Annotated in this window: 24 protein-coding genes; 12 read left to right on the plus strand and 12 right to left on the minus strand. The window is 69.1% G+C overall.

What is annotated here, in order from left to right:
• The first annotated feature begins 320 nt into the window (after positions 1-320).
• The gene (locus tag KME78_RS68220) at positions 321-1106 is read left to right on the plus strand and encodes a hypothetical protein (RefSeq protein WP_372455068.1); all 786 of its coding nucleotides are present in this window, start codon (positions 321-323) and stop codon (positions 1104-1106) included.
• A complete protein-coding gene (locus KME78_RS68225) occupies positions 1103-1477 on the plus strand; it encodes an RNA-guided endonuclease InsQ/TnpB family protein (RefSeq protein WP_372455069.1) in 375 nt (124 codons plus the stop codon). The genes KME78_RS68220 and KME78_RS68225 overlap by 4 nt, the downstream gene beginning before the upstream one ends.
• Positions 1478-1549: 72 nt before the next feature.
• Here KME78_RS68225 and KME78_RS42970 read toward each other — a convergent pair whose 3' ends face one another.
• The 4 genes from KME78_RS42970 to KME78_RS42985 all read right to left on the minus strand — a co-directional run bounded on the left by KME78_RS42970 (position 1550) and on the right by KME78_RS42985 (position 6282).
• On the minus strand, positions 1550-2563 hold the full coding sequence (locus KME78_RS42970) for an SGNH/GDSL hydrolase family protein (protein ID WP_219535310.1): 1014 nt from the start codon (positions 2561-2563) through the stop codon (positions 1550-1552).
• Positions 2560-3546: an SGNH/GDSL hydrolase family protein gene (locus KME78_RS42975; protein ID WP_219535312.1), complete on the minus strand. Its 987-nt coding sequence runs from the start codon at positions 3544-3546 to the stop codon at positions 2560-2562. Before KME78_RS42975 ends, KME78_RS42970 begins: the two co-directional genes overlap by 4 nt.
• A gap of 215 nt (positions 3547-3761) precedes the next feature.
• Complete coding sequence (locus tag KME78_RS42980) at positions 3762-5429, minus strand: alpha/beta hydrolase (protein WP_219535314.1); 1668 nt, start codon at positions 5427-5429, stop codon at positions 3762-3764.
• An 88-nt stretch (positions 5430-5517) separates the two neighbouring features.
• A complete protein-coding gene (locus KME78_RS42985) occupies positions 5518-6282 on the minus strand; it encodes an FHA domain-containing protein (protein ID WP_219535316.1) in 765 nt (254 codons plus the stop codon).
• 137 nt (positions 6283-6419) lie between these two features.
• On the opposite strand from KME78_RS42985, the gene KME78_RS42990 reads away from it, so the two are divergent.
• Positions 6420-8348 (plus strand): serine/threonine-protein kinase, encoded by a 1929-nt coding sequence (locus tag KME78_RS42990; RefSeq protein ID WP_219535317.1) that lies wholly within the window; start codon positions 6420-6422, stop codon positions 8346-8348.
• 1 nt (position 8349) lies between these two features.
• Here the strand turns inward: KME78_RS42990 and KME78_RS42995 are convergent, their stop codons facing one another.
• Both KME78_RS42995 and KME78_RS43000 read right to left on the minus strand, forming a co-directional pair.
• A complete protein-coding gene (locus KME78_RS42995; RefSeq protein ID WP_308127355.1) occupies positions 8350-8916 on the minus strand; it encodes an aminotransferase class V-fold PLP-dependent enzyme in 567 nt (188 codons plus the stop codon).
• 84 nt (positions 8917-9000) lie between these two features.
• Positions 9001-9411 (minus strand): RidA family protein, encoded by a 411-nt coding sequence (locus KME78_RS43000; RefSeq protein ID WP_219535320.1) that lies wholly within the window; start codon positions 9409-9411, stop codon positions 9001-9003.
• A 169-nt stretch (positions 9412-9580) separates the two neighbouring features.
• Here KME78_RS43000 and KME78_RS43005 point away from each other — a divergent pair, with 169 nt between their 5' ends.
• Both KME78_RS43005 and KME78_RS43010 read left to right on the plus strand, forming a co-directional pair.
• Entirely contained in the window at positions 9581-10381 is an 801-nt protein-coding gene (locus KME78_RS43005; protein ID WP_219535321.1) for an IclR family transcriptional regulator, read from the plus strand.
• Positions 10382-10426: 45 nt separating this feature from the next.
• On the plus strand, positions 10427-11443 hold the full coding sequence (locus tag KME78_RS43010; RefSeq protein ID WP_246653191.1) for an NADP-dependent oxidoreductase: 1017 nt from the start codon (positions 10427-10429) through the stop codon (positions 11441-11443).
• Here KME78_RS43010 and KME78_RS43015 read toward each other — a convergent pair.
• Genes KME78_RS43015 through KME78_RS67535 form a run of 3 tightly spaced genes read right to left on the minus strand, consistent with a single transcriptional unit; the run spans position 11422 to position 13960 of the window.
• On the minus strand, positions 11422-11673 hold the full coding sequence (locus tag KME78_RS43015; RefSeq protein ID WP_219535324.1) for a hypothetical protein: 252 nt from the start codon (positions 11671-11673) through the stop codon (positions 11422-11424). The two genes, KME78_RS43010 and KME78_RS43015, sit on opposite strands and share 22 nt — an antisense overlap.
• A 53-nt stretch (positions 11674-11726) precedes the next feature.
• Positions 11727-12617, minus strand: coding sequence for a transporter substrate-binding domain-containing protein (locus KME78_RS43020; protein ID WP_219535326.1), 891 nt, complete (start codon positions 12615-12617; stop codon positions 11727-11729).
• A 20-nt stretch (positions 12618-12637) separates the two neighbouring features.
• On the minus strand, positions 12638-13960 hold the full coding sequence (locus tag KME78_RS67535; protein ID WP_219535328.1) for a hypothetical protein: 1323 nt from the start codon (positions 13958-13960) through the stop codon (positions 12638-12640).
• 607 nt (positions 13961-14567) lie between these two features.
• Between KME78_RS67535 and KME78_RS43030 the strand changes: the two genes are divergently transcribed.
• The gene (locus tag KME78_RS43030) at positions 14568-14882 is read left to right on the plus strand and encodes a hypothetical protein (protein WP_219535329.1); all 315 of its coding nucleotides are present in this window, start codon (positions 14568-14570) and stop codon (positions 14880-14882) included.
• Positions 14883-14901: 19 nt separating this feature from the next.
• Here the strand turns inward: KME78_RS43030 and KME78_RS43035 are convergent, their stop codons facing one another.
• Positions 14902-15726, minus strand: a complete 825-nt coding sequence (locus KME78_RS43035) for a phytanoyl-CoA dioxygenase family protein (RefSeq protein WP_219535331.1) — start codon at positions 15724-15726, stop codon at positions 14902-14904.
• A 1-nt stretch (position 15727) separates the two neighbouring features.
• Complete coding sequence (locus KME78_RS43040; protein ID WP_219535333.1) at positions 15728-17056, minus strand: 3-phosphoshikimate 1-carboxyvinyltransferase; 1329 nt, start codon at positions 17054-17056, stop codon at positions 15728-15730.
• 392 nt (positions 17057-17448) lie between these two features.
• Between KME78_RS43040 and KME78_RS43045 the strand changes: the two genes are divergently transcribed.
• The 3 genes from KME78_RS43045 (at position 17449) to KME78_RS43060 (ending at position 20189) form a co-directional block, all read left to right on the plus strand.
• The gene (locus tag KME78_RS43045) at positions 17449-18288 is read left to right on the plus strand and encodes a glutamate ABC transporter substrate-binding protein (protein ID WP_219535335.1); all 840 of its coding nucleotides are present in this window, start codon (positions 17449-17451) and stop codon (positions 18286-18288) included.
• A gap of 6 nt (positions 18289-18294) precedes the next feature.
• Positions 18295-19845 carry an amino acid ABC transporter permease gene (locus tag KME78_RS67540; RefSeq protein WP_308127348.1) on the plus strand — a complete coding sequence of 517 codons (1551 nt, stop codon included), beginning with the start codon at positions 18295-18297 and terminating at the stop codon, positions 19843-19845.
• A gap of 80 nt (positions 19846-19925) precedes the next feature.
• Entirely contained in the window at positions 19926-20189 is a 264-nt protein-coding gene (locus KME78_RS43060; protein WP_219535337.1) for a cell division protein CrgA, read from the plus strand.
• Positions 20190-20195: 6 nt separating this feature from the next.
• Here KME78_RS43060 and KME78_RS43065 read toward each other — a convergent pair whose 3' ends face one another.
• Positions 20196-20828, minus strand: a complete 633-nt coding sequence (locus KME78_RS43065; RefSeq protein WP_246653193.1) for a DUF6069 family protein — start codon at positions 20826-20828, stop codon at positions 20196-20198.
• A gap of 54 nt (positions 20829-20882) precedes the next feature.
• Here KME78_RS43065 and KME78_RS43070 point away from each other — a divergent pair, with 54 nt between their 5' ends.
• From KME78_RS43070 to KME78_RS43080, 3 genes are all read left to right on the plus strand, one after another.
• Positions 20883-21653: a S1 family peptidase gene (locus tag KME78_RS43070; protein WP_219535340.1), complete on the plus strand. Its 771-nt coding sequence runs from the start codon at positions 20883-20885 to the stop codon at positions 21651-21653.
• A 72-nt stretch (positions 21654-21725) separates the two neighbouring features.
• The gene (locus tag KME78_RS43075; protein WP_219535639.1) at positions 21726-22457 is read left to right on the plus strand and encodes an ABC transporter ATP-binding protein; all 732 of its coding nucleotides are present in this window, start codon (positions 21726-21728) and stop codon (positions 22455-22457) included.
• Positions 22451-24823, plus strand: coding sequence for an FtsX-like permease family protein (locus KME78_RS43080; RefSeq protein WP_219535342.1), 2373 nt, complete (start codon positions 22451-22453; stop codon positions 24821-24823). The genes KME78_RS43075 and KME78_RS43080 overlap by 7 nt, the downstream gene beginning before the upstream one ends.
• Positions 24824-24837: the final 14 nt, after the last annotated feature.

Genomic DNA, 24837 nt, shown 5'->3' on the forward strand with positions numbered 1-24837 from the left:
CAGCGCGATCTGTCGTGGAACCCCGGGCGTTCACGTTCACGCCCGGGAGGAAACGGCAGCGCGGGAGGCCCGCCAAGGGCCGAGCGGTGCGGTGACAGCAACTTTGGGGGAGCAGCCCAGCCTGGGCGTTTCTGGTTCTCGAGGTATTGCTTGATGACGGACGGCGGTGCTTCGCCGCAGGAGGATGTCGTCCGTGAACGGTCCGCGCCGGTACTGGGGTGTGCAGACCACGTGCATGTGAAGGGCGGGATGACCGCAGGGCCCCGCGAATGTCAGGGTTCGCGGCGTGGTGACGGAGGGTAAACGCTACGATCTTCTCTGTGAAGGTCGTCGTGCGGGTGAAGCTGATGCCGCAGGCCGATCAGGCCGCCGCGCTGTCGGCGACGCTGGGGGCGGTCAACGACGCCGCGAACTGGGTGTCGGCCGTGGCGTTCGAGCACGGTGTGCCGCGTGAGTATGCGCTGCGCACGTTCACCTATGCCGAGTTGAAGCGGCGGGGGTTGGGGGCGCAGGCCGCTCAGCACACCATCAAGAAGGTCCGTGACGCCTACACCACGTTGCGGGCGAACCTGCGTGCCGGCAACCTCGGCAAGAAGGGCTCCAAGCGCCGGACCACAGCCGAGTCCAAGCCGATCAGCTTCCGCCCCGAGGCGGCGCACCCGTTCGACGACCGGTGTCTGAGCTGGCAGTACGACGCTCAGACGGTCAGTATCTGGACCACCGCCGGGCGTATCAAGAACGTCCGCTTCGCCTGTTCCGCCGACGCGCTCAAGACACTGCGCCAGCACCGCAGGGGCGAGTCCGATCTGGTCGAACGCGACGGCGTGTTCTACTTGATCGCCGTGTGCGAGGTGCCCGAAGCGCCGCTCAACGAACTGCCCGGCGGCTGGCTCGGCGTGGACCTGGGCATCGTCAACATCGCCACCGTGGACGGCATGACCCGGTTCACCGGACGCGGCCTGAACCGGCACCGCAAGCGGCAACTCGAGCTTCGCCGCAAACTCCAGGCCAAAGCCACCAAGTCCGCCAGACGACGGCTCAAGCACCGCCGACGCACAGAGTCGCGGCACGCAACGTCAACCACATCATCGCGAAGAAGATCGTGACCGAGGCCGCACGCACCTGTTCCGGTATCGCCCTGGAAGACCTGGGCGCGATCCGGGACAGGGTACGGCTCCGCAAGCCCCAACGGGTCACGTTCCATTCCTGGGCTTTCCACCAGCTCGGGACCTTCCTCGCCTACAAGGCGCGGCGGGCGGGCGTCCCGCTGGTGTATGTCGATCCGGCCTACACCAGCCAGGAATGCGCCGACTGCCATCACATCGACAAGAACAACCGGGTCGACCAGGCCCTGTTCATCTGCCGGAACTGCGGGGTCGTTGCCCACGCCGACCGGAATGCCTCCCGCAACATCGCCGCACGCGGCGAGGCTGCGTGGATCGCGGGGCGTGAGTCACGCGTCCCAGCCACCCCCTAGGTGGTCTGGACGGAGGAGGCCACACCACAGCCAGTGGTGCCCTACCTCCAAACCCGGTCCTTCAGGGCCGGGTCAAGTTGACAGCCTGGCGGTGATGATCGGCGCCAGGCGATCGGCGATGACCGTATGGCCGCTGTCGTTCGGGTGGACATTGTCGGACATGTTCGCGCTCGTCAACCAGCCTTCGGTGGGGACGTAATAGACATTCGCGTCGCCCGCGGAATTGCGAGCGGTGACCGCGGTTCGCGTCTGCGCGGCGTACCGCCTGGTGAAGGTCTCCAGCGCGAAGATCACCGCGGCGGGGTACGCCGCCCTCACCTCCTGCAGCAGGTGGGTGTAGGACGCCTGGAAGGTGGTGGTGCTCACGCCGTGCCCCACGTCGTTGGTGCCCAGGTTGATCACGACCGCGTTGGCCTGGTAGCGGGAGAAGTCCCAGTTGGGGGTGCCGGCGTTGGGATTGAGCTTGGGGAAGCTCGCCTCCAGGCCGACGCAGCCGTCCGCGGTCGCCACCAGGCAGGCGCCGCCTTGGGCGATCTGGGTGTGCCTGACCCCGAGCCGCTCGCCGATGAGCCAGCCATAGGCGGTCAAGGCGTTCTTGGAGGTGGTCGTGCCGACGGTGATGGAATCCCCGACGAACTCGATCAGCTTGGGCGGCGCCGCGGTCGCGTACGTCGTGGCGCCCGGGTCGAGTACGAGGCCCTGGAAGACGGCGTCACCGTGATAGGACCCGGCGACGACCCGATAGGAGACGCGTAAGGTGTGGTTCCCCGTGGCCAGCGGCGTCGGGGTGAGGTTGACCGTGCCACGGACGTTCTGGATGTAGACCCACGCGCCGCCGTCGATGCTGTAGTACAGGTCGATGGTGTTGCGCTGGCTCAGTTTGACCGTCCTGCCGGTGAAGCCGGTGGTCAGATAGGTGCCCGCCCAGAACGGCACGTACGCGGTGGAGACGGAGGTGTCCCATCGCCCGGTGAAGGAGATGTTGGCGTCGGTGGGGGAGCCGTCGCCCCTCGCCGCTTCGGCGCGCGGCGTGATCGCCATGACCAGGGCGACGATGAGCGTGCTCAGCAGCAGCCGGGTCCTCATGAGAGTCCGATCTTGGGTGCGACGATGGGGGCGAGCCGGTTGGCGACCTTGACGTGCCCGGCGTCGTTGGGGTGGCCGTTGCCGTCGGCGTAGTCGACGTTGTCGGTCAGCCAGCCCTCGGTGGAGATGTAGTGGACGTTGGCGTCGCCGGAGCCGTTGAGCGCCGCGACCGCCGCCTTGGTCTCGGCCACGTAGCGCTTCTTGAACGTCTCCATGGCGAACAGCGCGGCGTTCGGATACTTCGCGCGGATGCCGCGCAGGAAGTTGGTGTACGCCGTCTGGAACGTCGCTCCGGTGACGCCGTGCCCGATGTCGTTGGTCCCCAGGTTGATCACTACGGCGCTCGCCTGGTAGCGCGTGAAGTCCCACGGCGTCGTGCCGGTGCTGCCGAGGTCGAAGAACTGGCCGCTCTGGCCGACGCAGCCCGACTGGGCGACCAGGCAGTATCCCGCGCGGGCGATCTGCGTGTGCCGTACGCCGAGACGCTCACCGAGCACCCACCCGTATGCCGTCACGGCGAGCTTCGAGGACAGGGAGCCCGCGGTGATCGAGTCGCCGACGAACTCGACGAGCCTGGTGGACGTCCCGGCGTCCACCGTGCGCGCGCCGGGGTCGAGGAGCAGGCCCTGGAAGACGCAGTCGCCCGACCGGTAGTTCACGCGCAGCGTGTGGGTGCCGGCGGCCAGCGGGGTGGGCGTCAGGTCGACCGTGCCGGAGACGCCGAGGTAGAAGACGTCCGGGCGGCCGTCGATGCTGACGTACATGTTCACCGCGTTACGCTGTTTGAGCTTGACCGTGGTCCCGGTGAACTTGGTGACCAGGTAACCGCCGGTCCACTGGGGGACGTGCGCGCCGTCCCAGCGGCCCACGTAGGTGATGTTGGGGTCCGCGGGGCTTCCATCGCCTGGGGCGGCCGCCGTCGCCGGGTGCGCGGTCGCGGTGAGCGTGACGGCGGCGAGTATCACTGCCACGATCTTCTTCATGCCTTGCCTCCTGGGGGAAGGGCCTGGCAGGGGCGCGGTCTCATGCGCACGACGTAGCTTGTCGTCGCAGAGGAAGAGGGCCTTGGGCGCTTCCGTCAGTGGAGTCGAAGCCAGGAACGATCGTCAATGAGACCGCCTGCGGGGCGCCCCGATGGGACGCCTCCGGGCAGGTCGGCGGCGCGTTCCCGGTGAAAGTTTCAGGCTGCGGCGCCGCGTCAGGAGAAGGGCTGAACGTCCCCGCGGCAGTGCGTGATCTTCGGCGCCGGGGCCATCGGACGGATCAGGTAGGCGTACACCGCGTTGTCGACGCACTTGGACGTCAGCAGAGCCGTGTGGCCCCAGCTGTCGCTGGAGATCAGGCGGCTGCCCGGTAGCAGCCGCGCCACCGTCACGGCGCTGTCGTGGCTGGTGACCGGGTCCCACTTGTTGCCGATCACCAGGACGGGCGCGGCGGTGCGGTGGTCGAACGGGCCCCGGTAGACGTCCTCGTCCTGCGCGGTCCAGGTGTTCCGCGCGCAGCGGGCCGTGATCCAGGCCCCGGCCGCGCCGAAGTACTTGGTGCGGCGGTCGGCGGCGGCCGCGTACGCGGGCCACGCGGCGGCGTCCGCGGCGTGCAGGCCGTCCGTGCACAGCACCGCGGACGCGGCTTCGAGGGGGTTGTCGGCGCCCGGTCCGGGCTGTACCGCGGAGTGACGGCTCAGAAGGTGCCGCACCACGGCGGCGCGGCCCGAGCCTGCCCCGCCGGGCGCGGTGAGCCGCGCCAGGTCCGTCAGCTCGGCGAACAGGCCCCGGTATCCGTCGGGGCGGCGCAGCCACTGACCGGTGTCGGCGATCAGGTTCGCGTACGTGTAGGTGATCGCCCTGACGCCGGGGGCGGCCAGGCGCAGCGGGCGGGCCCGGAGCCGTTCGGCCAGCCGGTCGAAGCGGGCCGGGGTGTTCGCGTCGGCGAAGGAGCAACGGGACCGGCCGGCCCGCTGGCAGCGCTCGAGCAGTTCGCGCAGCGCGCGGTAGCTCGCGGTGGCGGCGCCGATCCGGTCGAAGAGCGGCTCGGCCGCGGTGGCGGGCGTACCGGCCAAGGCCCGCGGGTCGATGACGCCGTCGATCGCTATCGCCCGGACCCGGTCGGGGAACAGGTTCGCGTAGACCAGCCCGAGGTAGGAGCCGTAGGAATCGCCGAGGTATGTCAGCTCGCGGTCGCCCAGGGCGCGCCGCAGGACGTCCATGTCGCGGGCGACCTCCGTGGTGGACATCGCCGACGCGATCCGCCGGCCTGTGGTGGAGCAGGCCCGGCCGAGTGCCTGGGCGGCGCCGATCCACGAGCGCTGTCCGGCCGGCGTGCCGGGGAAGGGGGTGGCGGTGAGCGGCGCCACCGTACGGGTCCGCGCCGTCTTCGTGGCGAAGCAGCGGACCTGAGTGCTGCCGGCGACTCCGCGTGGATCGACTCCGACGATGTCGAACCGGTCGAGAACGGTCTTGCTCACGACCTGCGGCACCTGCTCGGCCAGGTCCCTGGCCGAGTCGCCAGGTCCCCCGGGGTTGACGAAGAGGCTGCCCAGGCGGTGACGGGGGTCTTTCGCCGTGACCCGTAACAGCGCCAGCTTGATCGTCGCGCCGTGCGGATCGTCGTAGTCCAGCGGGAGTTCCGCGGTGGCGCATTGGGCGGTCTTCCGGCACCTCGTCCAGTGCAGGACGGGCGCGGGCACCTGGTCCACCCGGCGGGCCTCGGCGGGACTCGTACGGTCGGCACCGGTCGCGGCGGTGGCCGCGTCTCCTGATCGGCCGGGTGCGCAGGCGAGGCCGGCCGCCGCCACGGACAGGAGGATCGGCGTAACGATGAGGCGGCGGAGGCGGGTCGCGCCGGTGAGGGGTGATGCTGTCGTCATGCCGACCATCGTTCGGCAGCGGCGCCGCCCGGTCACCGGAGTGTGCCAGAGAGTTGGGAGTGGGGCCTGCCCTACCTCCTACCGGTGGTCAGGCGGGTGGTTCGTCGAGGAGCCGGAGGTCCGATGGGGTGATCGTGGCGGTGGTCAGCAGCGCTGTGATCAGGTTGTGGTTGAGCGTGTTGCCCAGCGGTGCCGGGATCTCCTCCTCCAGGAGCCCGGGCACCTCGGAGCTGAGCCGCTTGCGGGTCTGGGAGACGACGTGGGCGGCTCGTTTGCCGGTCCATCCCTCTCCGGGCCTGAGGCGGCTGAGCTCGTCGGCGATCTGGGCCCAGGTCAGGGGCTGCGGCCAGGGTTCAGGCCGCAGGTACCGCTGGCCCAGGCAGACCAGGACCAGGCGTTCGACGGGGCTCAGACGCCACTTGGGCGGGTTGCGGGTGTCGGTCTCATGACGCGTGACCGGGCTCGGTGGCGACATGACGATCCGTACTTCGAGCAGGTGTTCCTGTTCGGGGGCGACGATGAACAGTGGCGTGTGCCCCACCGGCAACGTGGCCCGGTGCCCGGTGAGTACCAACTGTGCTCCTGGCAGGCGGATGGGCAGGTTGCCGAGGTTGTACAGGATCCATCGCTCGTGCTGGTAGGCGATGTATCCGTGCCGGCGGCTGACGTACGGGTCGTTCGGGCCGACGCAGACATGGACATCCGGCTCGCAACGCCCGAACACCACATCGAGTCCGGCGTCCGGCGCCACGCGTATCCCGCCGTTGGTTCCCTGGACATACAGGGTGCCGGGCACCGCTGGAGGAAGCCCGAGGGTGTCGGACCCCTTCGGCAAGATGTCCACCTTGCGCATCGCCGATCCTCTCCACGCGCCTCCGGAGCCACGGTAGTCGCCGACTCTCGGGAGGGGTCCCGGTGGCCTTGACAGAATGATGTTCCGGCGCTTGGCAAGCTTGTGGTAGATCCATTCTGTAGCGTCACAATTACCGCATGCCAAACTTCACGCCGCTCATGCCCGGGGATCCCCAGAAGCTGGCCGGCCTGGAGCTCCTCGGCAAGCTGGGCGAAGGCGGGCAGGGCGTCGTCTACCTCGCCGGGACCCCCATGGGCGCGCGCGTGGCGATCAAGTGGCTGCGCCATGACCAGTCCGACGACGAGGACAGCGTCGAGCGGTTCCTGCGCGAGGCTGAGGTCGCCCGGCGGGTGGCGCCGTTCTGCACCGCCACCATGCTCAGCACGGGCGTCGAGCAGGGCCGGCCGTACATCATGAGCGAATACGTCGAGGGCCGCTCCCTGGAGCGGATCGTCAGGGACGACGGCCCGCTCACCGGCGGCGACCTGGAGCGGCTCGCCATCGGCACCGCCACCGCGCTCGCCGCGATCCACGAGGCCGACGTGGTGCACCGGGATTTCAAGCCCGGCAACGTTATCATGGGCGCCGGCGGGCCGCGCGTGATCGACTTCGGGATCGCGCGCACGCTGAGTCCGACCACGATGACGAGCAGCACGCAGATCGGGACGCCTGCCTACATGTCGCCCGAGCAGATCATGGGGCAGGGGCTCGGACCCGCGACCGACCTGTTCTCCTGGGCGGCCACGATGGTCTTCGCGTCGTGCGGGCGGGCGCCGTTCGGCAACGACGGGACGCACGCCGTGATGAGCAGGGTGCTCAGGAACCCGCCCGATCTGGGCTCGCTCGATGGACGGCTCCGTGACCTGGTAGGGGAGTGCCTCGCCAAGGACCCGGCGCGGCGGCCGACGGCCAAGCAGGTGATCCTGCGCCTGCTGCGGAACGCGGGGCCCGACTCCGACCCCCTCGTGGAGGGGGCCAAGCAGGCCGCTCCGCACGCGGACCGTACCAGGCCGTCGCGCAAGCCGATCCTCATCGGCGCGGGGGCGCTGATCGCGGCGGTCGCCGTGGTGGCCGGAGTGGCCGTCGTGCCCGGGTGGCTGCGGAAGCCCACGGCCCCGCCGCAGCTCGTGGCCACATCGTCGAAGAAGGCGACTCCGGCCCCGGCCGCTCCCGTCAAGACCGCGCTGCCCGGCGGCGCGATCACGCTCTTCGAGCAGCCGTCCGACCCGGTCACGCTGACGGCGTACGAGGTCGATGACCAGAAGAATGATGACGACGTCGACTATGCCCGGCAATCGCTGCGCGGCACGTTCGACAAGTATCCGGGCAACGTGGAGTCGCTGGTCTCCCCTAACGGCCGCTATCTCGCGGGACGACCGTACGGATACACCTCGGACGGCTACGACTCGATCCTGCTCACCGACAGGCCGGCGGGCTCCAGTTTCCGGATCAAGACCGTACGCAAGCCGCTGGACGCCGCGCTCCGTTCCTGGTCGAAGGACGGCTCGAAGATCCTGCTCAACGTCAACAAGAAGATCAAGAACGACTGGGTCACCGTGGGTTTCGCGATCATCGACGTGCCCGAGGGCAAGGTCAAGGTGATCGATGTCGCCGACGACTCGATCCGGGGGAGCGACTTCGGCTGGGACGGCGATGAAGAAGGCGTGGTCATCGTCTACGGCAAGGACGAGGGGTTGCGCTTCTTCGACGCCTCCGGCAGGCCCACGCGGGACCTGCCGGGTGTCGGGCCGCTGGCGTCCGGGACCCGCGACATCTTCTCGCCCTCAGGTAAGACGTTCGTGACCGACTGCCCGGGTGGCGGCAACGGCGACCACTGCCTCTGGGACGCCGCCACCGGCAGGCAGGTCCGCAGGTTCTCCTCCGACTGCGACAAGGTGCTCGGCTGGTACGACGAGTCGCGGCTCTACTGCTGGGAGCAGGACAATGCGGTCAATGACGAGGTCCGCGTCATGGGGTTCGACGGCAAGCTGACGCGCAGGCTGTTGGAGGTGCCGGACAAGCTGGATGTCTCCCCTTATTTCACGGCCACTCCCGCCAGTTCGTGAATCACCGACCTCCGCGCAGGACTCGCATGGTCGCGACGACGTCCGGCTCTTCGTTGAAGTAGTGGAAACCGAAGCGGATCCGGTCGCTCAGGGCGGTGGCTCGCACGCCGTGCTCGCGCAGCCGCAGGGCGACGTGGTCGGCCTTGTCGGTATGGAGTACGACGATGTGGGATCCCGGGCCGTCCGTCACCCTCCGCAGGCCGATCGCCCGCGCTTGGCCGGTCAGCTGCCCCGCGAGTTCGAGGCAGTGCCGTTCGACCTGATCAGCGTCGAGCGAGGTGAGCAGTTCGAGTGCGGCCTTGGCGCCGATCCAGGAGAACCAGGCCGGTGACGCATCGCCTCTCCTGGCATCCTGCGCGAGGTTCGCGGGACCCCCGAAATACTGGTACGGCGGGTTTGTCGACTTCCATCCCGGCACGAGGGGCTTCAGCTCGCTGAGGCGGTCGGGCCTGGTGACGAGCCAGGCGGCGCCTCGCGGGCACAGCAGCCATTTGTATCCGTGCACGGCGAAGTAGTCGGGACGGATCCTGGCCGCGTCGAAACGCAGCACACCCAGTGACTGGGTCAGGTGCGCCGGGGGTGTCGAGCCAGACCGTCGAACGGAGTGCGGGGAAGAGCTCCCGGAACCGGGCCGAGGTGATCGGGCGGGAGATCACCGGCGCGGCACCGCGGCGATGCCTTCGATCTCGACTGTCAGCTCAGGAGCGGCCAGCGCGGCCACCACCGCGAGCGAGTGGGCGGGCCAGTCACCCCCCGGGTACCAACTGGCGAACACGTCCTCTCTGGCGGCACGGTATCCCTCGAGGTGCTCGGTGCCCGAGACCAGTGTCAGCAGCTTCACCAGCTGCTCAGGCCCCGCGTCCATGGACTCCAGCAGCCGCTCGATGTTGGTCAGGGCCTGCCGCGTCTGAGATTCCGCGTCAGGGCCGGACAGAGCGCCGTCTTCCAGCACACCGACCTGGCCGGAGATGAACACCAGCTCGTGGTCAGCCGGTACGGCGGCCAGATGGCTGTACTGGCCGATCGGCGGTGCGAGATCGACCGGGTTCCAGCGGCGGATCATCGGTTACTCCTTCGTACGGATCGCAGGCACACGTTAGGAGACGGCGGCCGATGTCTTCAGCCGTCCGTCGGCGGGATTTCAGATAATCGAAAAATCACTTCATTCTTGTGCGCAAGGCCGAGCTCAAGCCGCACAGTAGCGGTCGCCGGAAGCCGGAAGAAGGTGACTGATGCCCGATACGAACACGCAGACCGTACTGCACACGTTGGAGCGCGGTTTGACGCTGCTCGAAGCCGTGGCCACGGCCGACGGCACGGCGACGGCGAAGGTACTGAGCCGCAAGCTCGACATCAAGATCGGCACGTGCTACCACCTGCTCCGCACACTGCTGGCCACCGGACATGTGGTCCGGCTGCCCGGCGGACGCTATGACGTGGGCCCGCGTGCGGCCTCGTTGAGCCGGCATCTCCAGCAGCGGTCAGGGCCGTCGCCCGAGCTGGCCGCGATCCTCACCAGACTGCACAACAAGACCCAGGAGACGTCCTACCTGTCCGGCTGGTATCACGGCACGCTCACTCTGCAGCACTACCTGTCCGGCCTGCATGCGGTGAGCGTGGGCAATCTCGACGTCGGCTACACCGGCCACATGCACGCGCGCGCCTCCTGCAAAGCCGTGCTCGCCTTCCTGCCCCACGAGCAGGTGGCCGCGATGTTCGAAGGGGTGGAACTCGCGCCGGTCACCTCGCACACGATCACCGAGTACGACAGGTTCGTCGCCGAGCTGGCGCGCGTACGCAAGCAGGGATACGCGCTGGACCTGGAGGAATTCTGTGACGGTGTGTCCTGCGTGGCCGCACCGTTCTTCGACGCTTCCGGCTCACCGTTCGGCGCGTTCACCGTGTCCGTGCCCGCGGACCGGTTCCGTGATCGGCGGCTGTGGTTGACCACGGAAGTACGCGAAGCCGCTTCGATAGCGACCGGTTTGCTGCGCACAGGCCGGTTGACGGTGCCGCAGGCCGCGCGCGCCTGACTTTCGCCGATGCGATGACCCGCTCGGCCCATGAAGGAGGTTGTTATGGCTGACACGTCAGTAGTCGTCCATGTGGTATCCCGCCCCCTGGGCATGCCGACGGGCGACGAGTTCGTGTTCGTGGAGGAACCCGTTCCGCAGCCGTCCCCCGGTACGGCCCTCGTGGAGAACGTCTACCTGTCCGTCGATCCCTACATGCGCGAGCTGATGGACGAGGGCTGGGAGCTCCACAGCCCGCTGGAAGGACGCGCCATCGGGCGGGTCATCGCGTCGCGGGACTCCCGGCTGCTGGTCGGGGACCTGGTCTTTCACCGGAAGGCCTGGCGCACGCATGCCGTGGTCAGTCCCGAGGAGGCACGTGTCCTGCCGGTCACGGAAGGCGTTCCCATCAGCGCCTACCTCGGCATTCTCGGTGGCACCGGACTGAGCGCCTATGTCGCGCTCAGCCAGATCGCGCGGCTGCGGGCGGGGGAGTCGGTGTTCATTTCCGGCGCTGCGGGCGGTGTCGGGACCGCGGCCGGGCAGATCGCCCGCATCCTGGGCGCCAAGCGGATCGTCGGCAGCACCGGCTCGGCGGCCAAGGCGAAGCACCTCACCGAGGAACTCGGATTCGACGCGGCCTTCGACTATCACCAGCGGCCGGTCGCCGAACTGCTCGCCCAGGTGGCTCCCGACGGAGTCGACGTCTGCGTCGAGAACGTCGGCGGCGAACACCTCGAGGCGGCGATCGGCGCCGTGCGCGATCACGGTCGCATCGTCTGGGTCGGCGCGATCTCCCAGTACAACTCCGCCCAGCAGCCACCGGCCGCCCCGCGCAATCTCTACGAGGTGGTGGGCAAGAGCATCCGCCTCGAGGGCTTCCTGGTACGCGAGTACGGTCACCTGCAGGGAGAGCTGGAGGCGCTGCTCGTGCCGCACATCCAGTCAGGGCACCTCGTCGCGGACCAGACGGTGGTCACCGGTTTCGACCAGGTAGTAGAGGCCTTTCTCGGCCTGCTGCACGGACGGAACACCGGCAAGATGATCGTCCAAGTCGCGGATCAGTACTCCACCCACAGGTAGTAAAGGCCGGGGGCGTTCCAGTTGGTCGGGATGACGGTCTCGCAGTAGTAGAAGCGCCAGGTGCCGTTGGTCTGGCCGTAGTAGCCGACCCCGGTGCACTGGTCGGGCCAGCCGTAGGCGCCCTGCTTCACATAGCCGGGTATTTCGGCTTGTGCGGGCGAGCTGAGACTGATGGTGGCGACGAGGGTGGCCGCGGTCATCGTGAGCGCGGCAAGGATGCGCGACTTCATATAGGAAAGTTAACTAAGGATTTGGCGATAGGCAACGGCGTTCGCCATGGCTTTCAGCCGGTGGGCGGGTTGCTGAGAAAGGTCTGCGCCAGGTCGCAGGGGCGGTCGGGTGGAGTGTTCTTGGGGCAGAAGTTGGCGACGATCGACTTGGCCCAGGTCCCGTCCTTGATCATGTCCCTGATCGCGTTGTTGATCTCCGTGGCGTCCGTGGGTGACTTGGCGATCATGCCGATGCCGTACTGCTCGGGCCTGTCCCAGACCTTGGTGTTCACCAGGTACAAGCCGGAATTGGCGGCCTGGTGGCCGTAGAGGATCGCGTTGTCGGTGACGACGGCGTCGGTGTCGCCGGCGAGCAGCCTGTCGACGCACAGGGCGATGCTGGCCTGCGGGTCGAGGGTCATCTTGGGGCTGAACTTCCTGTTGAGCGCGTCGAGATGCTGGTACGGCGTGCTGGCCGGAGACGTGGTGCAGACGTCGCGGGCACGCAGATCCTCGACGGATTTGATCTTGTTCTTGTCGTTCTCCCGGATCAGGATGTCCTGGAAACTGAGCAGGTACGGGATCGAGAAGGTGATCCCCTTGTTGATCCGGCCGTCGGTGATGGAGTAGCTGGCGATGATCAGATTGTCGATGCCCTTGAGCAGGTGGTCGTCCCGGTCCGCCGTCTGCACGGGGTGGAGGTGATTGTTGTCTCGGGTGAACGTGATGCCCAGCTTGCCCATCACGTAGTAGGCGACATCGACGTCGAGGCCCGACCAGGCGTTGGTCTTGAAGTCGTAGAGGCCGATGCCGGGCTGGTCGCCGTGTGAGCCGATGCGCAGGCCGGCGTCCTGGTAGAAGCGGCTGTGCGCGGGCGGCTTGGAGCCGGCGGGGGGCGCCTGCCCGCAGGAGATCAGGACAAGCGCTAACGTGCCGGAGCTGACGATCCACCACCATGGGCGCACGATGGGTCTCCTTGCTGGGCTCAGCGCACCCGGTGCGCTGTGGTGTCCGATGGGTCGAGAGTGAACTTGCAGCTCTTGCCGAACTCTCCTGCCACCACCACGACGACGTGGAGTTGCAGGTCGGATATCGCGCCGAGGTTGCCGACGGGGATGGGCGGGGTGGCGATCTTCGACTGCCCGGCGGACAGCGGGCCGTGGGCGATCTGGTTGCCGTCGCCGATCAGCGTGTACGTGAGCCGGGAGTCGTGGACGCAGGCGTCCGCCAGGGACTCCGAGGCCAGGCCGAGGTGCAGGGCGATCGTCCATTCGCCCTCGTCCGCGGTGTCCGGGGAGCTCGGGGGAGAGACCAGGTCGAGGGGGATCCGCACGCCTTCGCGGCCGGGGGTGAGCTCGTACGGATCCTTGAACCGCAGGACCACGTCCGGGGTGTGCGTGCCGCCGGCGGGGGCCGCTTGGACGACGATGGCTGTGGCCAGGCAGGTGATCACCGCTGTGGCGATGATGGCGAGCGGCAGGGTGATCGACTTGAACCGCGCGGTGGCGGTCCGGTGGCGTTCGACTTCCCGCTCCAGCTCCCCTTCGGCCGGGTCCGCGGCGCCGTTCGCGGGCCTGGTGGCGAGGTCCCGTTCGGCCAGCGTCCGGGCCAGATCGGACTTGGTCTGGGCGAGTTCGGCCCTGGTCCTGGCGAGTTCGTCTCCGTAGTCCGGCGCGAGCCCGAGCCGCACGTCGGCGTTCGCGAGCGGCTCGGCGGCCCCGCCCCCGGCGACGGACACGGGCAGGGGATGGGGCGCGGTCGTCTCCTGGTCCGCAGGTGCGGGGTCCGTCTGGGCGAGGGCCGAGGCCGTCAGCTGCTGCCGGGCCATGTCCACGTAGCCGCTCACGGTCCTCGCCCGCCGGCCGAGGTTCGGCATGTTGCCCTGGTCGGCGTCGCGCCACAGCTCCAGCCACATTTCCAGGGTGCCGTAGCGACCCGCGGCGTAGCCGGTGGGATCCTTCGCCTCCAAGACCTCCAGGAAAATGTCCACGCATACCTCGACACGCGGCTTGGGAGGCATCGCGCCTCGCGGGGACTTCCCGGCGAGCAATTCGCCGATGCGCTGCCCTCCCGCTTTGTCCCGGCGGGCGTCCAGGCGGGCCAGCCGGCTCTCCTCCACGGCCTTCTTGCGTGCCACCTCCTGCCGCAGGCGCTCGGCCACCCCGGCGGGCGGCTGCTCGTTGAGTGCTCTCTCGGCGTCGCGACCTGTGGTGATGCGCAGGCAGAGCAGTCGCTCGACCTGCGCGTGGGAGACCCCGTGGGACTCGACCGCCATCCCGAGTGCCCGGAGCAGGACGATGAACTCCACGGTGGAAGGTCGTGGCTCCCGGTGCGCCCTCGCCACTGCCTGCTGCACCTCCCACCGTCTCCCGGGCTCCCGGGATCGGGGAGACATCGGGAAGAGCTCTCTATAAGAAGGAGGATAACTGGAATTAGTCGGGTAGCACGGGCGAAGCGTGGAGTCGCGGGGAAGCCCGAGAATATCGCCACGGAGCAAGATGCTCCGAACTTCGCGGGCAGGCTCCGAGAATGGGCGAAACTTCCGGAATGTCGATGAAAGCTCCGTACGGACGTCCCGCAATAGGTGGATGAAGGCGTCCAGAAACGGAGGAATCCGTGAGTATCCAGCCGCCGTGCAGGGGTGACGCAGGGGGAACCTCGCACCATACTCGAAAATGCAAGGTCACATAGCGTCGATGATGATGTTGGCGGCCAGGAGCGAAATCAACCCCATGAGCTCGTGACCAGCTGCCCCGAACCCCCACAGAAAGGAAATTTCATGCTACACCCCTGAGCGGGGAGCGCCCAATGGCTGCTGTTGTGCCGCCTGTGTCCCCAGGCTGCCAGCCGAATCGGGCACCCCTCCGCTCAGTGGCCAACCTCCGTCAGATCAAAGCTTCTGGAGGTCGATTCCAATGAAGCACAATGTCAGCGGACAGACCACGGACAATCCACATCCCGCTCATTCGCTCAAATTCCGAAAGATCCTCTGGAGGGCGTACGCCCTTCTCGCGTCCGCCCGGCGTGTGGTGGTGTTCCTCCTGCCGGGTACGCTCACGGCCCTCCTGACGGCCGTGCCCGTCGTCGCCCTGATGGCCGTCGGCTATCAGATCGGCGGGGTACCGGTCATGTGGGGCACGCTCATCGGCACCGTCTTCCCCCTTCTTCGCGGGATCGGGGACTGGCGCCGGGATCGGCGGGCCCGGGATCGGCGGGACGAATCAGCGTGATGAGATCAGCGTGATGAGATCAGCGTGACGAAGTCCGGCCGGCCGTTCCCGAGCGGGGAGCGAGCCGGCCGAACTGTTCGTCGACGAAGGCCAGGACGGCGGGGTCCATCTCACCGTCGGGCACCGGGTCAGGGGAGAACATCCCCCATTCGCGCCCCCGAACCAGCAGCCCATGAGTACGACGGGCATGATGACGTACCTTCGCCGGATTCAGATAGGTGATGGAGTAGCCCATCCGCCGCCCGGCCGAGTGATTGGCCGCCGACCCGTGCACGATCGCCATGTGGTGCAGGGAGAACCGGCCGGCGGCCAGCGTCAGCTCGACCGCCTCGGCCTCGTTCACCTCCCCGGAGATCTCCTCGTACGAGAAGAGCATGTTGGCGCTGCCCGACGGCGAGGCGGCGTGCCGGCGAGGGGGCAGCAGGTGGCTGCCGGGGATCACCCGCATGGCGCCGTTGAGTGACGTGCTCGGGATCAGCGCCACCCAGGCGGTGCAGACGGCGTCGCCCTCGATGTCCCAGTAGTACGAATCCTGGTGCCAGGCCACCTGCTCGGGCCCGCCCGGCTCCTTGATGAACAGCGACGACCCCCAGCACAGGACGTCCGGCCCGAGCACCGCCTCGACGGCGTCCACGATGCGCGGATCCGCGACGACCGGCGCCAACGCCGGCAGCTTCAGATGCGCCTTGTTGCGCAGCACCAACTGCTCCTGGACGCCGTGCCGCCGGCCGAACGCCGCGATCCGCGCGCCCAGCTCCTCGCATTCCCCTACGGTGAGGCCGGGCAGGTCGGTGAGGTAGCCGAGGCTCCGGTACCGGGCGATGTCGGACGGGGAAAGGGCCATGTCAGCGCTCCTCGGCGAAGACCTCGGCGTCGAGGTCGAGCAGGTTCATGAACGCCGGGAAGGAGTCGGCGGTGTCGGCGGCGTCGCCGATCCGGCACGGCCGCCGGCCGGCCAGGCCGAGCAGGACCGTCGCCATCAGGATGCGGTGGTCGCCGTGGTCGGAGAAGTCGGCGTCGCCCTCGTGGGACACCCGGCCGCGGATGTCAAGCCCGTCGACCGCTCCGTCCCGGTCCGTCACCAGCGCCACGGGTATGCCGACCTTGCTGAGTTCGGTGGCCATCGCAGCGATGCGGGGGGATTTGTGGTGCTGGGTGAGCCTGCCTCCCGTGATCCGGATCCGGCCCGGCACGGTCGCCGCGACGGCCGCCACCGTGGGCAGGATGTTGGGGCAGTCGCGCAGGTCGAAGGCCGCGTCGGCGGCCCCGGTCAGATCGCCGCAGTCGATCGTGACGCTCCCGTCCCCGTCGAGCCGGTGGATGCGGGCGCCGAGTTCGGTGAGGATGTCGACGATCGTGCGTTCGCCCTGCGCGCTGTGCGGGTCCAGGTTGGTGACGGTGACGCGGCCCCGCGTCACGGCGGCGGCGCCCATGAGATAGGAGGCCGAGGTGTAGTCGCCGGTCAGCCTCAAGGTCCGCGCCTGGTATCGCTTCCCGCCGGGGACGGTGAGTTCGCGCATGCCGGATGCCTCCTGGACCGGCACGCCGAAGCGGCTCATCATGTCGACCGTCTGCCTGATGTAGGACATCGAGTACAGCGGGCCGCGCAGCCGCAGCCGTAGCGGGTCCGCGGCCAGCGGGGCCGCGATCAGCAGCGCGGTGGCGAACTGCGAGGAGACGGTGGTGGCCAGGTCGTACCGGCCGCCGGGCAGGCGGTCCGACAGCGTCGCGAACGGCGGCCGGCCAGGTGGCCCGGGGAACAGAAAGCCGACGTCCTTGCCGGCCAGGACCTCGAAGAGCGGCCCGAACGGGCGCTCACGCAGCGAGCAGGTGCCGTCGACGATCAGCCGGCCGGGCAGGGCCGATCCGATCACGGCGCAGACCCGCGCGATGAGCGCCGAGCCGCCCGCCCAGACGTAGCCGGGGCCGTGGGCCGTGCGCCACGGGTCCGCGCCCACGATGTCGATCCGGTCACCGCTACGGGTGATCTCGGCGCCGAGGGCCCGGCACGCGTCGGCCATGAGCGCGGTCTCCCGGGAGACGAGCGGGGAATGGATGGAGGTCCGGCCGCCGGCCAGCGTGCCCATGAGGAGGGCGCGCTGAGTTTCGGGTTTGGAGCCGGGCGCACGGAATACTCCCTGTAGCGGCGGTCGCTTGGCAATCGATCGCGGCATTCAAGACCCTCCGGCCATCACAAAGATGATGGATTTCCGAATTGATCGGGGATGGGGGAGCTTGCGACCCTCAGTGTGCGTTCTGTGGTGGTCTCTGTCCATACGCGGGGTTATGTGAAGTCCCGATGTGGACACCGCGTGCCTGAGCTTCGCTATGTGATCTTCATGTTGGGCCGCGCCATGGCCGGAATGCAGGCTCCCGGTTTTTCCCGAAGCGCGGTCGGCCCCCCGAAGATACCGGCATTTTCCCAAACGAGAAAGACTTCGCCGATTAGCGGGGACGCTGACGTATGGTTTCCGGATGATCGGCTTTTAGCGCGCATCGACGTGCCCGCCGAACCGATTTCGACCTCATCTCACCTTCCCTTCCCGCTGGAACTCAGGGAGACGTCATGCGCGCAAGTCCCACCTGTCTCGTGCTCACCATCGCCCTGCTCGCGGCCTCCCTCACCGCCTGTGGCGACAATGACGACTCCATCGTCGGCAAAAAGTCACTCGTTATCGGGATAAAGACGGATTTGCCGGGCTTGGGGTTGCAAACGGCGAACGGATTCACCGGGCTGGACGTCGACATCGCCAGATACGTCGCCCGCCACCTCGGCGTCGCCGACCAGGACGTCACCTTGAAGAAGACCACCTCCGACGTACGCGAGCAGTTCATCGAGCAGGGCCAGGTCGATCTGGTGGTGGCGACCTACTCCATCAGCGACGACCGCAAGCGGAAGGTGTCCTTCGCCGGCCCCTACCTGGTCACCGGCCAGGACATTCTGGTGCTGGCCGGCAACACCGGCATCACCGGCGTGGACAGCCTGCGGGACAAGGTGGTCTGCGGCGCGTCCGGCTCCAACTCGCCCAAGCGGCTCGCCGAGCGGTTCGGCGGCGTCGCGGACGTCGCCAACGCCTGGGGACGCGGTCACCTGAAGATCCTCAACGGCTACGGCGCCTGCCTGCCGTTGCTGCAGAACTCCACGGTCGACGCGATCTCCACCGACGCGACCGTGCTCGCGGGCTTCGCCGCCCAGACGCCTGGCAGGTTCCGGCTGGTGGGCAAGCCGTTCTCGACCGAGAAGTACGGCATCGGCCTGCGGCGGGACGACAAGCGGGGGCGCGACGCCGTCAACGACGCGCTCGCCCAGATGTTCAAGGACGGCAGTTGGAAGCGGTTCATCGACGCCGATCTCGGCGAGTTCGGCACGTACTTCACCGCCCCGCCGGCCCTTGAGCGCTACTGATCTCGCATGCGAGTGCTGCTGGACGAACACGACAGGATCATCGCCGCGTTCCTGCTCACGCTGAAGCTGACGGGGGCGTCCGCGGTCGTCGCGCTCCTGCTCGGCATCGTGCTGGCCGCCGCGCGGATCAGCCCGCTGCCGGTGCTGCGCCGGGCCGGGGCGGTGTACGTCGGGGCGGTGCGCAACGTGCCGCTGACGCTCGTCGTGCTGTTCTGCGGACTCGGCCTCGGCAGCGTACTGGACCTGCGGTTCTCGGCCGACGAGTCGGTGCAGAGCTACTGGCTCACCGTGATCGGGCTGGGCGGCTACACCGCGGCCTTCGTGTGTGAGGTGCTGCGCGCCGGGATGGCCACGGTGCCGGTCGGGCAGGCCGAGGCGGCGCGCGCGCTCGGGCTGACCTTCCCGCAGACCGTGCGCCTGGTGGTGCTGCCGCAGGCGTTCCGCAACGTCGTGGGGCCGCTCGGCGGCCTGCTGATCGCGCTCACCAAGAACACCACCGTGGCCGCCGCGATCGGCGTGCTGGAATCGGCCACGATCATGAAGGAGCTGTTCAACGACCACGGCGACGCGGTGATCCCGATCTTCCTCGCCTTCGCCGCCGCGTTCCTCGCCGTGACCCTGCCGACCGGCCTGCTGTTCAGCCGGCTGGCCGGACGGCTGACCGTGCGGCAACTCGGCGCGGCCGGCGCGCCGATCGCCATGTACGACATGCCCGGGCCGCGTGCGCGGCTGCGCGGCAACGTGCTGAGCGTGGCCTTCACCGTCGTCCTGCTCGGCGCCGGCTGGCTGCTGTGGCGGAGGCTGGCGGACACGGGTCAGTTCGACGCCCGGCTGTGGGAGCCGTTCGGGACGGGCCGGGTGTGGGTCAATCTCATCCTGCCCGGATTGGGCAACACGCTGGTGGCCACGGTGACGGCCGTCGCGCTCGCGTTGCCGTTCGGGGTGCTGTTCGGTGCGGCGCGGCTGTCGGCGTACCGGCTGGTCCGGGTGCCCGCGGCGGCGGTCGTCGAGTTCTTCCGCGCGGTGCCGCTGCTGATACTGATCTTCTTCAGCCAGTTCGCCGGCTACCAGCTCGGCTTCACGGTGTCCGCGTTCGCCGCGCTGACCACCGGGCTCGTCCTCTACAACGGCTCCGTGCTCGCCGAGATCTTCCGCGCCGGCGTCAGGGCGGTGCCGGTCGGCCAGGCCGAGGCCGGGTACGCTCTCGGGCTGTCCACATCCGGGGTGATGCGGCTGATCCTGCTGCCGCAGGCCGTCACGGCGATGATGCCCGCCATCGTCGGCCAGCTGGTGGTGCTGCTCAAGGACACCGCGCTCGGCTTCATCATTTCCTACAACGACCTGCTTTATCAGGGCTTGGACGTGGTGGCGGCGAACTTTCAGAACTTCATCCCCGCGGCCATCGTCGTGGCGCTGATCTACATCGCCGTCAACCTGACCCTCGGCCAGGTGGTGACCTGGCTGGAACGCCGTGGCCGCACCCGTCGCGCCGGCCCGGTCCGCGACGTGGTGACGATCGGTGTCGAGCAACCGCGTTGGGACGCGTCCAGCGCGTGAGCCGGGTATTCCGCCCAGGCGTTCTCGGGTAACGTCGTCGGCGTTCTGGCGCGATTCCCGGCTACCGGTAGGAGCGAACGGTGTCTGACCCCTATTCTCGGACGCCCGATGTCCCGCCGCGGCGGTCCACCCGGTCAGTGCGATGGGCGGCTCTGGCGATGGCCGCCTCATGGATCATCGGTGTCCTGTGGATCGTCATGTACTACCTGGACCCCGCCCTCCCGGTTCTCGGCGACCTCGGGAACTGGAACCTCTTGGCGGGGTTCGGCCTGCTTTTGCTGGGCGCGGTGTTCGGGGTGATCCTGCTGGTGGTATTGGTCGTGTCGGCACCCCGCCGCCCCTGAGGCCGCTCAGCTGTACGGGTCGTGGTCGCGGCGCTCGTAGCCGCGCTGCTCGTATCCGCGCTGCTCGTACTCACGCGGGCGTTCGTACCTGCGCTGCTCGTAGCCGCGCTGCTCATACTCGCGGGGCTGCTCGTATCCGCGGGGCTGCTCGTACGGATACGGCTCAGGATCCGGCATCTCCTCGATGGCCGTGCGACCGATCGAGGTCAGCAACGAGGCGATGGCGATGCCGATGACGAGGTTGATGATGGCGGTGGCGACCTGCTTGATGATGTCGGCGGAGTACATGAACGGCAGGAACGTGATGATGACCGCGAAGAGCCCGGCGATCCAGGCGAAGAACTTGGTCGGCTCCGGCGTCGACAGCATGAGGATGTACAGCAGCAGTGTGGCGACAAGCGCGGCAGCGGCGGCCGTGATCGCGTATCCCGTGGTCCCCGCACTGCCGTACGCGGAGGTCCCGGCGGGGGTGAGCACGTGGATGCCCAGGAGTCGGCCGCTGATCATGACTCCGACCACCACGATCAGCGCCGCCACCACGGCGGCGGCCACGCCACCTCCCCACACTCGCGCCGGATTGACCCTGTAACGGGCCGACCCGGAGTGGCGATCATGGCGGTCATGGGAGGGATATGACATGCGAATCACCTTTGTCGCGAATCGTGATCAAGCGCTTACGGAACCCTACACGCGATGTCAAGAGAGGGATGGCTGATGCGCCTGCTCTGGTTACCGATCCTGCTCGTCCTAGCTGGATGCTCGATCGTGGTGCCCTGGTCGCTGCCCACCGGTTCCCCGGCACCCACGGGTGAGCCCGCGGTCCTGCCCAAGGCCGGTAGCGAGGGGCGGAGCGTGGTGCGCCTCTCGGGACAAGCGCCGACGTGCGGCAGAAAGGTCGAGGAGACGGGCTTCGTCTACGCCCCCCAGCGGGTGGTGACGACGGCGCAGGCGCTGGCCGGCGCCACCCCGTCGTCTCTCGCCGTGACCACCGATGACGGCGAGGTATATCCGGCCCGTGTCGTCGCCTTTGATCCGGATGTCAACGCCGCGGTCCTGTACGTGCCAGATCTGCCCGCGCCTCCGCTCCCCATCGCCGAAGAGCCGACTGGGCCCGCCCAGCTGATCGGCTATCCGAAAGACGCGGAGCATGCGGTCGCACAGCCGATCAAGATCAAACGGACTGTCGAGGCGCACAGTCAGGACCTTTACTACACACATCAGGTCACCCGGACGGTCCTCATGTTGTCCGCCGACAGTAGCGTGGCGGCGATCGGTGGGCCGCTGGTCGTTCCGGGAGGCACGGTCGTCGGGATGGTTTTCGCCAGGGCGACTCAGCAGCCGGCCGACGGGTTCGCACTGGTCGCCGAGGAGCTCCTGCCCATCACCAAGGACGCGCGTGCTGCCACGAAGCGGGTCTCGACCCGGCAGTGCGAGCCGGACCGCCGGAAGCCCGCTTCCGCCTGACGCGCCGGATCCTAGTCACTTGTCCGATACCGGCGGCGACCTGGCGTCCCTAGCGTTCTGCTCGTGAAACTCATGGAAGCCCTGGACTCCGCGGTCGAGCTGACGGCGGTCACGAAGCACTACGCGCACGGTGTCACCGCGCTCGACGACGTGACCGTCGGGTTCGGCAGGGGCACGTTCACCGCCGTGATGGGACCGTCCGGATCGGGCAAGTCCACGTTGTTGCAGTGTGCGGCCGGTCTGGACAAGCCCACGTCGGGCCGGATCACGGTGGACGGCAGGGACCTGACCCAGCTGACGGAGCGGAAGCTGACCTTGCTGCGCCGCGACCGCATCGGATTCGTGTTCCAGTCGTTCAACCTGCTGCCCTCCCTGACCGCGGCGCAGAACGTGGCGCTGCCACTGAAGCTGGCGGGCCGCAGGGTGGACCCGGAGCTGGTACGGCAGAGCCTGGACGCGGTCGGCCTGGCGGAGCGGGCCGGCCACCGTCCCGCCGAACTCTCCGGCGGCCAGCAGCAGCGCGTGGCCATCGCCAGGGCGCTGGCCGCCAGGCCCGCCGTGCTCTTCGCCGACGAGCCGACGGGCGCGCTGGACACCAACACCAGCCGGGACGTGCTGCGGCTGCTGCGTTCGCTGGTGGACCGGCACGCGCAGACGATCGTGATGGTGACCCACGACCCGGCCGCGGCGGCGTACGCCGACCGGGTGCTGTTCCTGGCGGACGGCCGGATCTGCGGTCAGCTGCTCGACCCGACGGCCGAGGCCGTCTCGGGCCGCATGCTGATGCTGGAGGAGTCGTGCTGAGCATCGCGTGGAGCACCCTGCGCACCCGCCTGGTCTCCTTCCTCGGCACCTTCCTCGCGCTCGCGCTCGGCACCGCGCTGATGGCCGCGATGGGCCAGGTGCTGGCCACCACCGTGAACTCTCCCGACCGCGCCCCGCAGCGTTATGCCGCCGCGCCGTACGTGGTCGTGCCCGACGAGCGACTGCACGTGGACACCTGGCAGGGCGGGCAGAGCCAGCCGCTGGCGGAGCGGCACGGCCTGACCGCCGAGGTGGCCAGCCGCTTTCCCGGCGCGGTCGTCGACCGGATCTTCCCCGCCCAGGTCGCGGGCGGCCAGGACGCGGTGGGTCGGCCCTGGTCGGCGTCCCGTACGGCACCGCAGCGGCTGATCGAGGGCCGGGCGCCGAAAACCTCGCGGGAGGTCGCGGTGAGCGCGGAGGCCCGGGTGGGTGACAAGGTGAGCGTGATCACGCGAGAAGGGGCGAAGCCGTACACCGTGGTGGGTGTGACGGACGGGCCGCCCACGGTGTTCTTCACCGACGAGCAGGCCGCCCGGCTGTCTCCGCGCATCGACGCGCTCGCCCTGTGGACGAAACCGAGCGGCGTACCGGTGCTCACCGGGCAGGATCGGGCGCTGGTCGACCCCAACCGCGAGGGCGACGAGCGGGCCCGCAACAACGCCAACACGATCGTCGGCATCGCCGCCGGATTCGCCGTGTTCATCGCCGTCTTCGTGGTGTCGTCGACGTTCGCGTTCGCCGTGGCGCAGCGGCGACGCGAGTTCGCGCTGCTGCGGACCGTCGGCGCGACCCGCCGCCAGGTGCGGCGCATGGTGTACGGCGAGGCGGGGTTCGTCGCCCTGGCCGCCTCGGCGCTGGGCGCGCTGGCCGGGCCCCACGCCGCGGGGCCGATTCTGGATTGGCTGGTCGGCCTCGGGATGGCACCTGCCTGGCTGGTGCCGAGCACGCAGTCCTGGCCGGCGGTCACGGCCTTCGTCACGAGCGTGGTGGTCGCGCTGGCCGGCGTGAGCGTCGCGGCCAGGCGGGCCGGCCGGGTGCACCCGGCGGAGGCCATGCGCGAGGCCGCGTTCGAGCCTCGGGTGATGACCTGGGGCCGGCTGCTCGTCGGTGTGGGGCTGTTCGGCGCCGCGCTGGTCAGCATGGCGGTGAACGCCGTGACCGATCCGGGGGGCGCCGCCAACAACAAGTCGTTCATGCCGGTCCTGATGCTGCTCGTGGCGGGTGTCGGCCTGCTCGCCCCGGCAGTGGTGCGACCGGTCGCCAGGCTGTTCGCCGTACCGCTGAGCCGTCTTCGCGGTGCGGGCGCCACCTTGGTGCCCGCCGCCGCGGCCGCCTCCGTCAGGCAGACCGCGGCGACGGCGGCACCGGTCCTGGTGGCGGTGGGACTGGCCGCCGCGCTGCTCGGCGCGGCCGCGATGACCGACGCGGCGAAGACCGCGACGCAGGCGGCGCCGGTACGGGCCGACTACCTGGTGCTTCCCGAAGGATCGGGGGGACTGGATCGGCAACTCGTCGAGCGCCTGCGGGCCATCTACGGCGTGGAGGTCGCGACCACGGCCCCGACCAGCGTGTACACCCTTGAAGGCAAGACCGCGCTGATCAAGCGGCCCACCGAGGCCGTGGACCCGGCCCGGCTCCGGAGCGCGCTCGATGTCCAGGTGATCAAGGGCTCCCTGGACCGGCTGAACGACGGCACCATCGCGGTCTCGCAGACGTGGGAACTCGAACTCGGCCAGACCGCGAAGCTGTGGCGGGCCGACGGCAGCGAGGTCTCGCTCAAGGTGGTCGCGCTGCTAGCCCCGGACGCGCCGGCCGACTCCTACGTCACCACGGCACACGCCTTCTCCGCGCCGGTGACCACGGCCTACGTGAAGCTGCGGCCGGGCACCTCGGCGCCGGAGGTGGAGTCCGCGCTGCGGCAGGCCACGCGAGGGCACAACGCGCGGGCGCTCACCAAGGAGGCCTGGGTGCGCGAGGCGGGCGACCGGCGCGGCTCGGCCAGCCGGCTCGGGCTCCTGGTGGTGCTCGGCATCATCCTCGCCTACACCGCGATCGCCCTGGTCAACATCCTGCTGATGGCGGCCTCGGATCGGACGGCGGAGCGGGCGGCGCTGCGGCTGCTCGGCGCGACCCGCGGCCAGGTGGTGAGGTACGTCGCGGGCGAGGCGCTCCTGGTCGTGGCCATAGGCGTGGTGCTGGCCGCCGCCGTCGCGGCGATCAGCCTGGCCGGGCTCTGGACCTCGCTGGTGCAGATCGCCGGGCCGATCGCGATCAGCGTGCCCTGGCCGGCGATCGGCGCGGTGACGGCCGGGTGCGTGGTGCTCGCGCTCGTCGCCGCCGTGGCGCCCGCGCTACGCCGCGCCTAGATCCAGCCGGGCCA

This window comes from Nonomuraea guangzhouensis (assembly GCF_019396345.1).
Taxonomy (GTDB): domain Bacteria; phylum Actinomycetota; class Actinomycetes; order Streptosporangiales; family Streptosporangiaceae; genus Nonomuraea; species Nonomuraea guangzhouensis.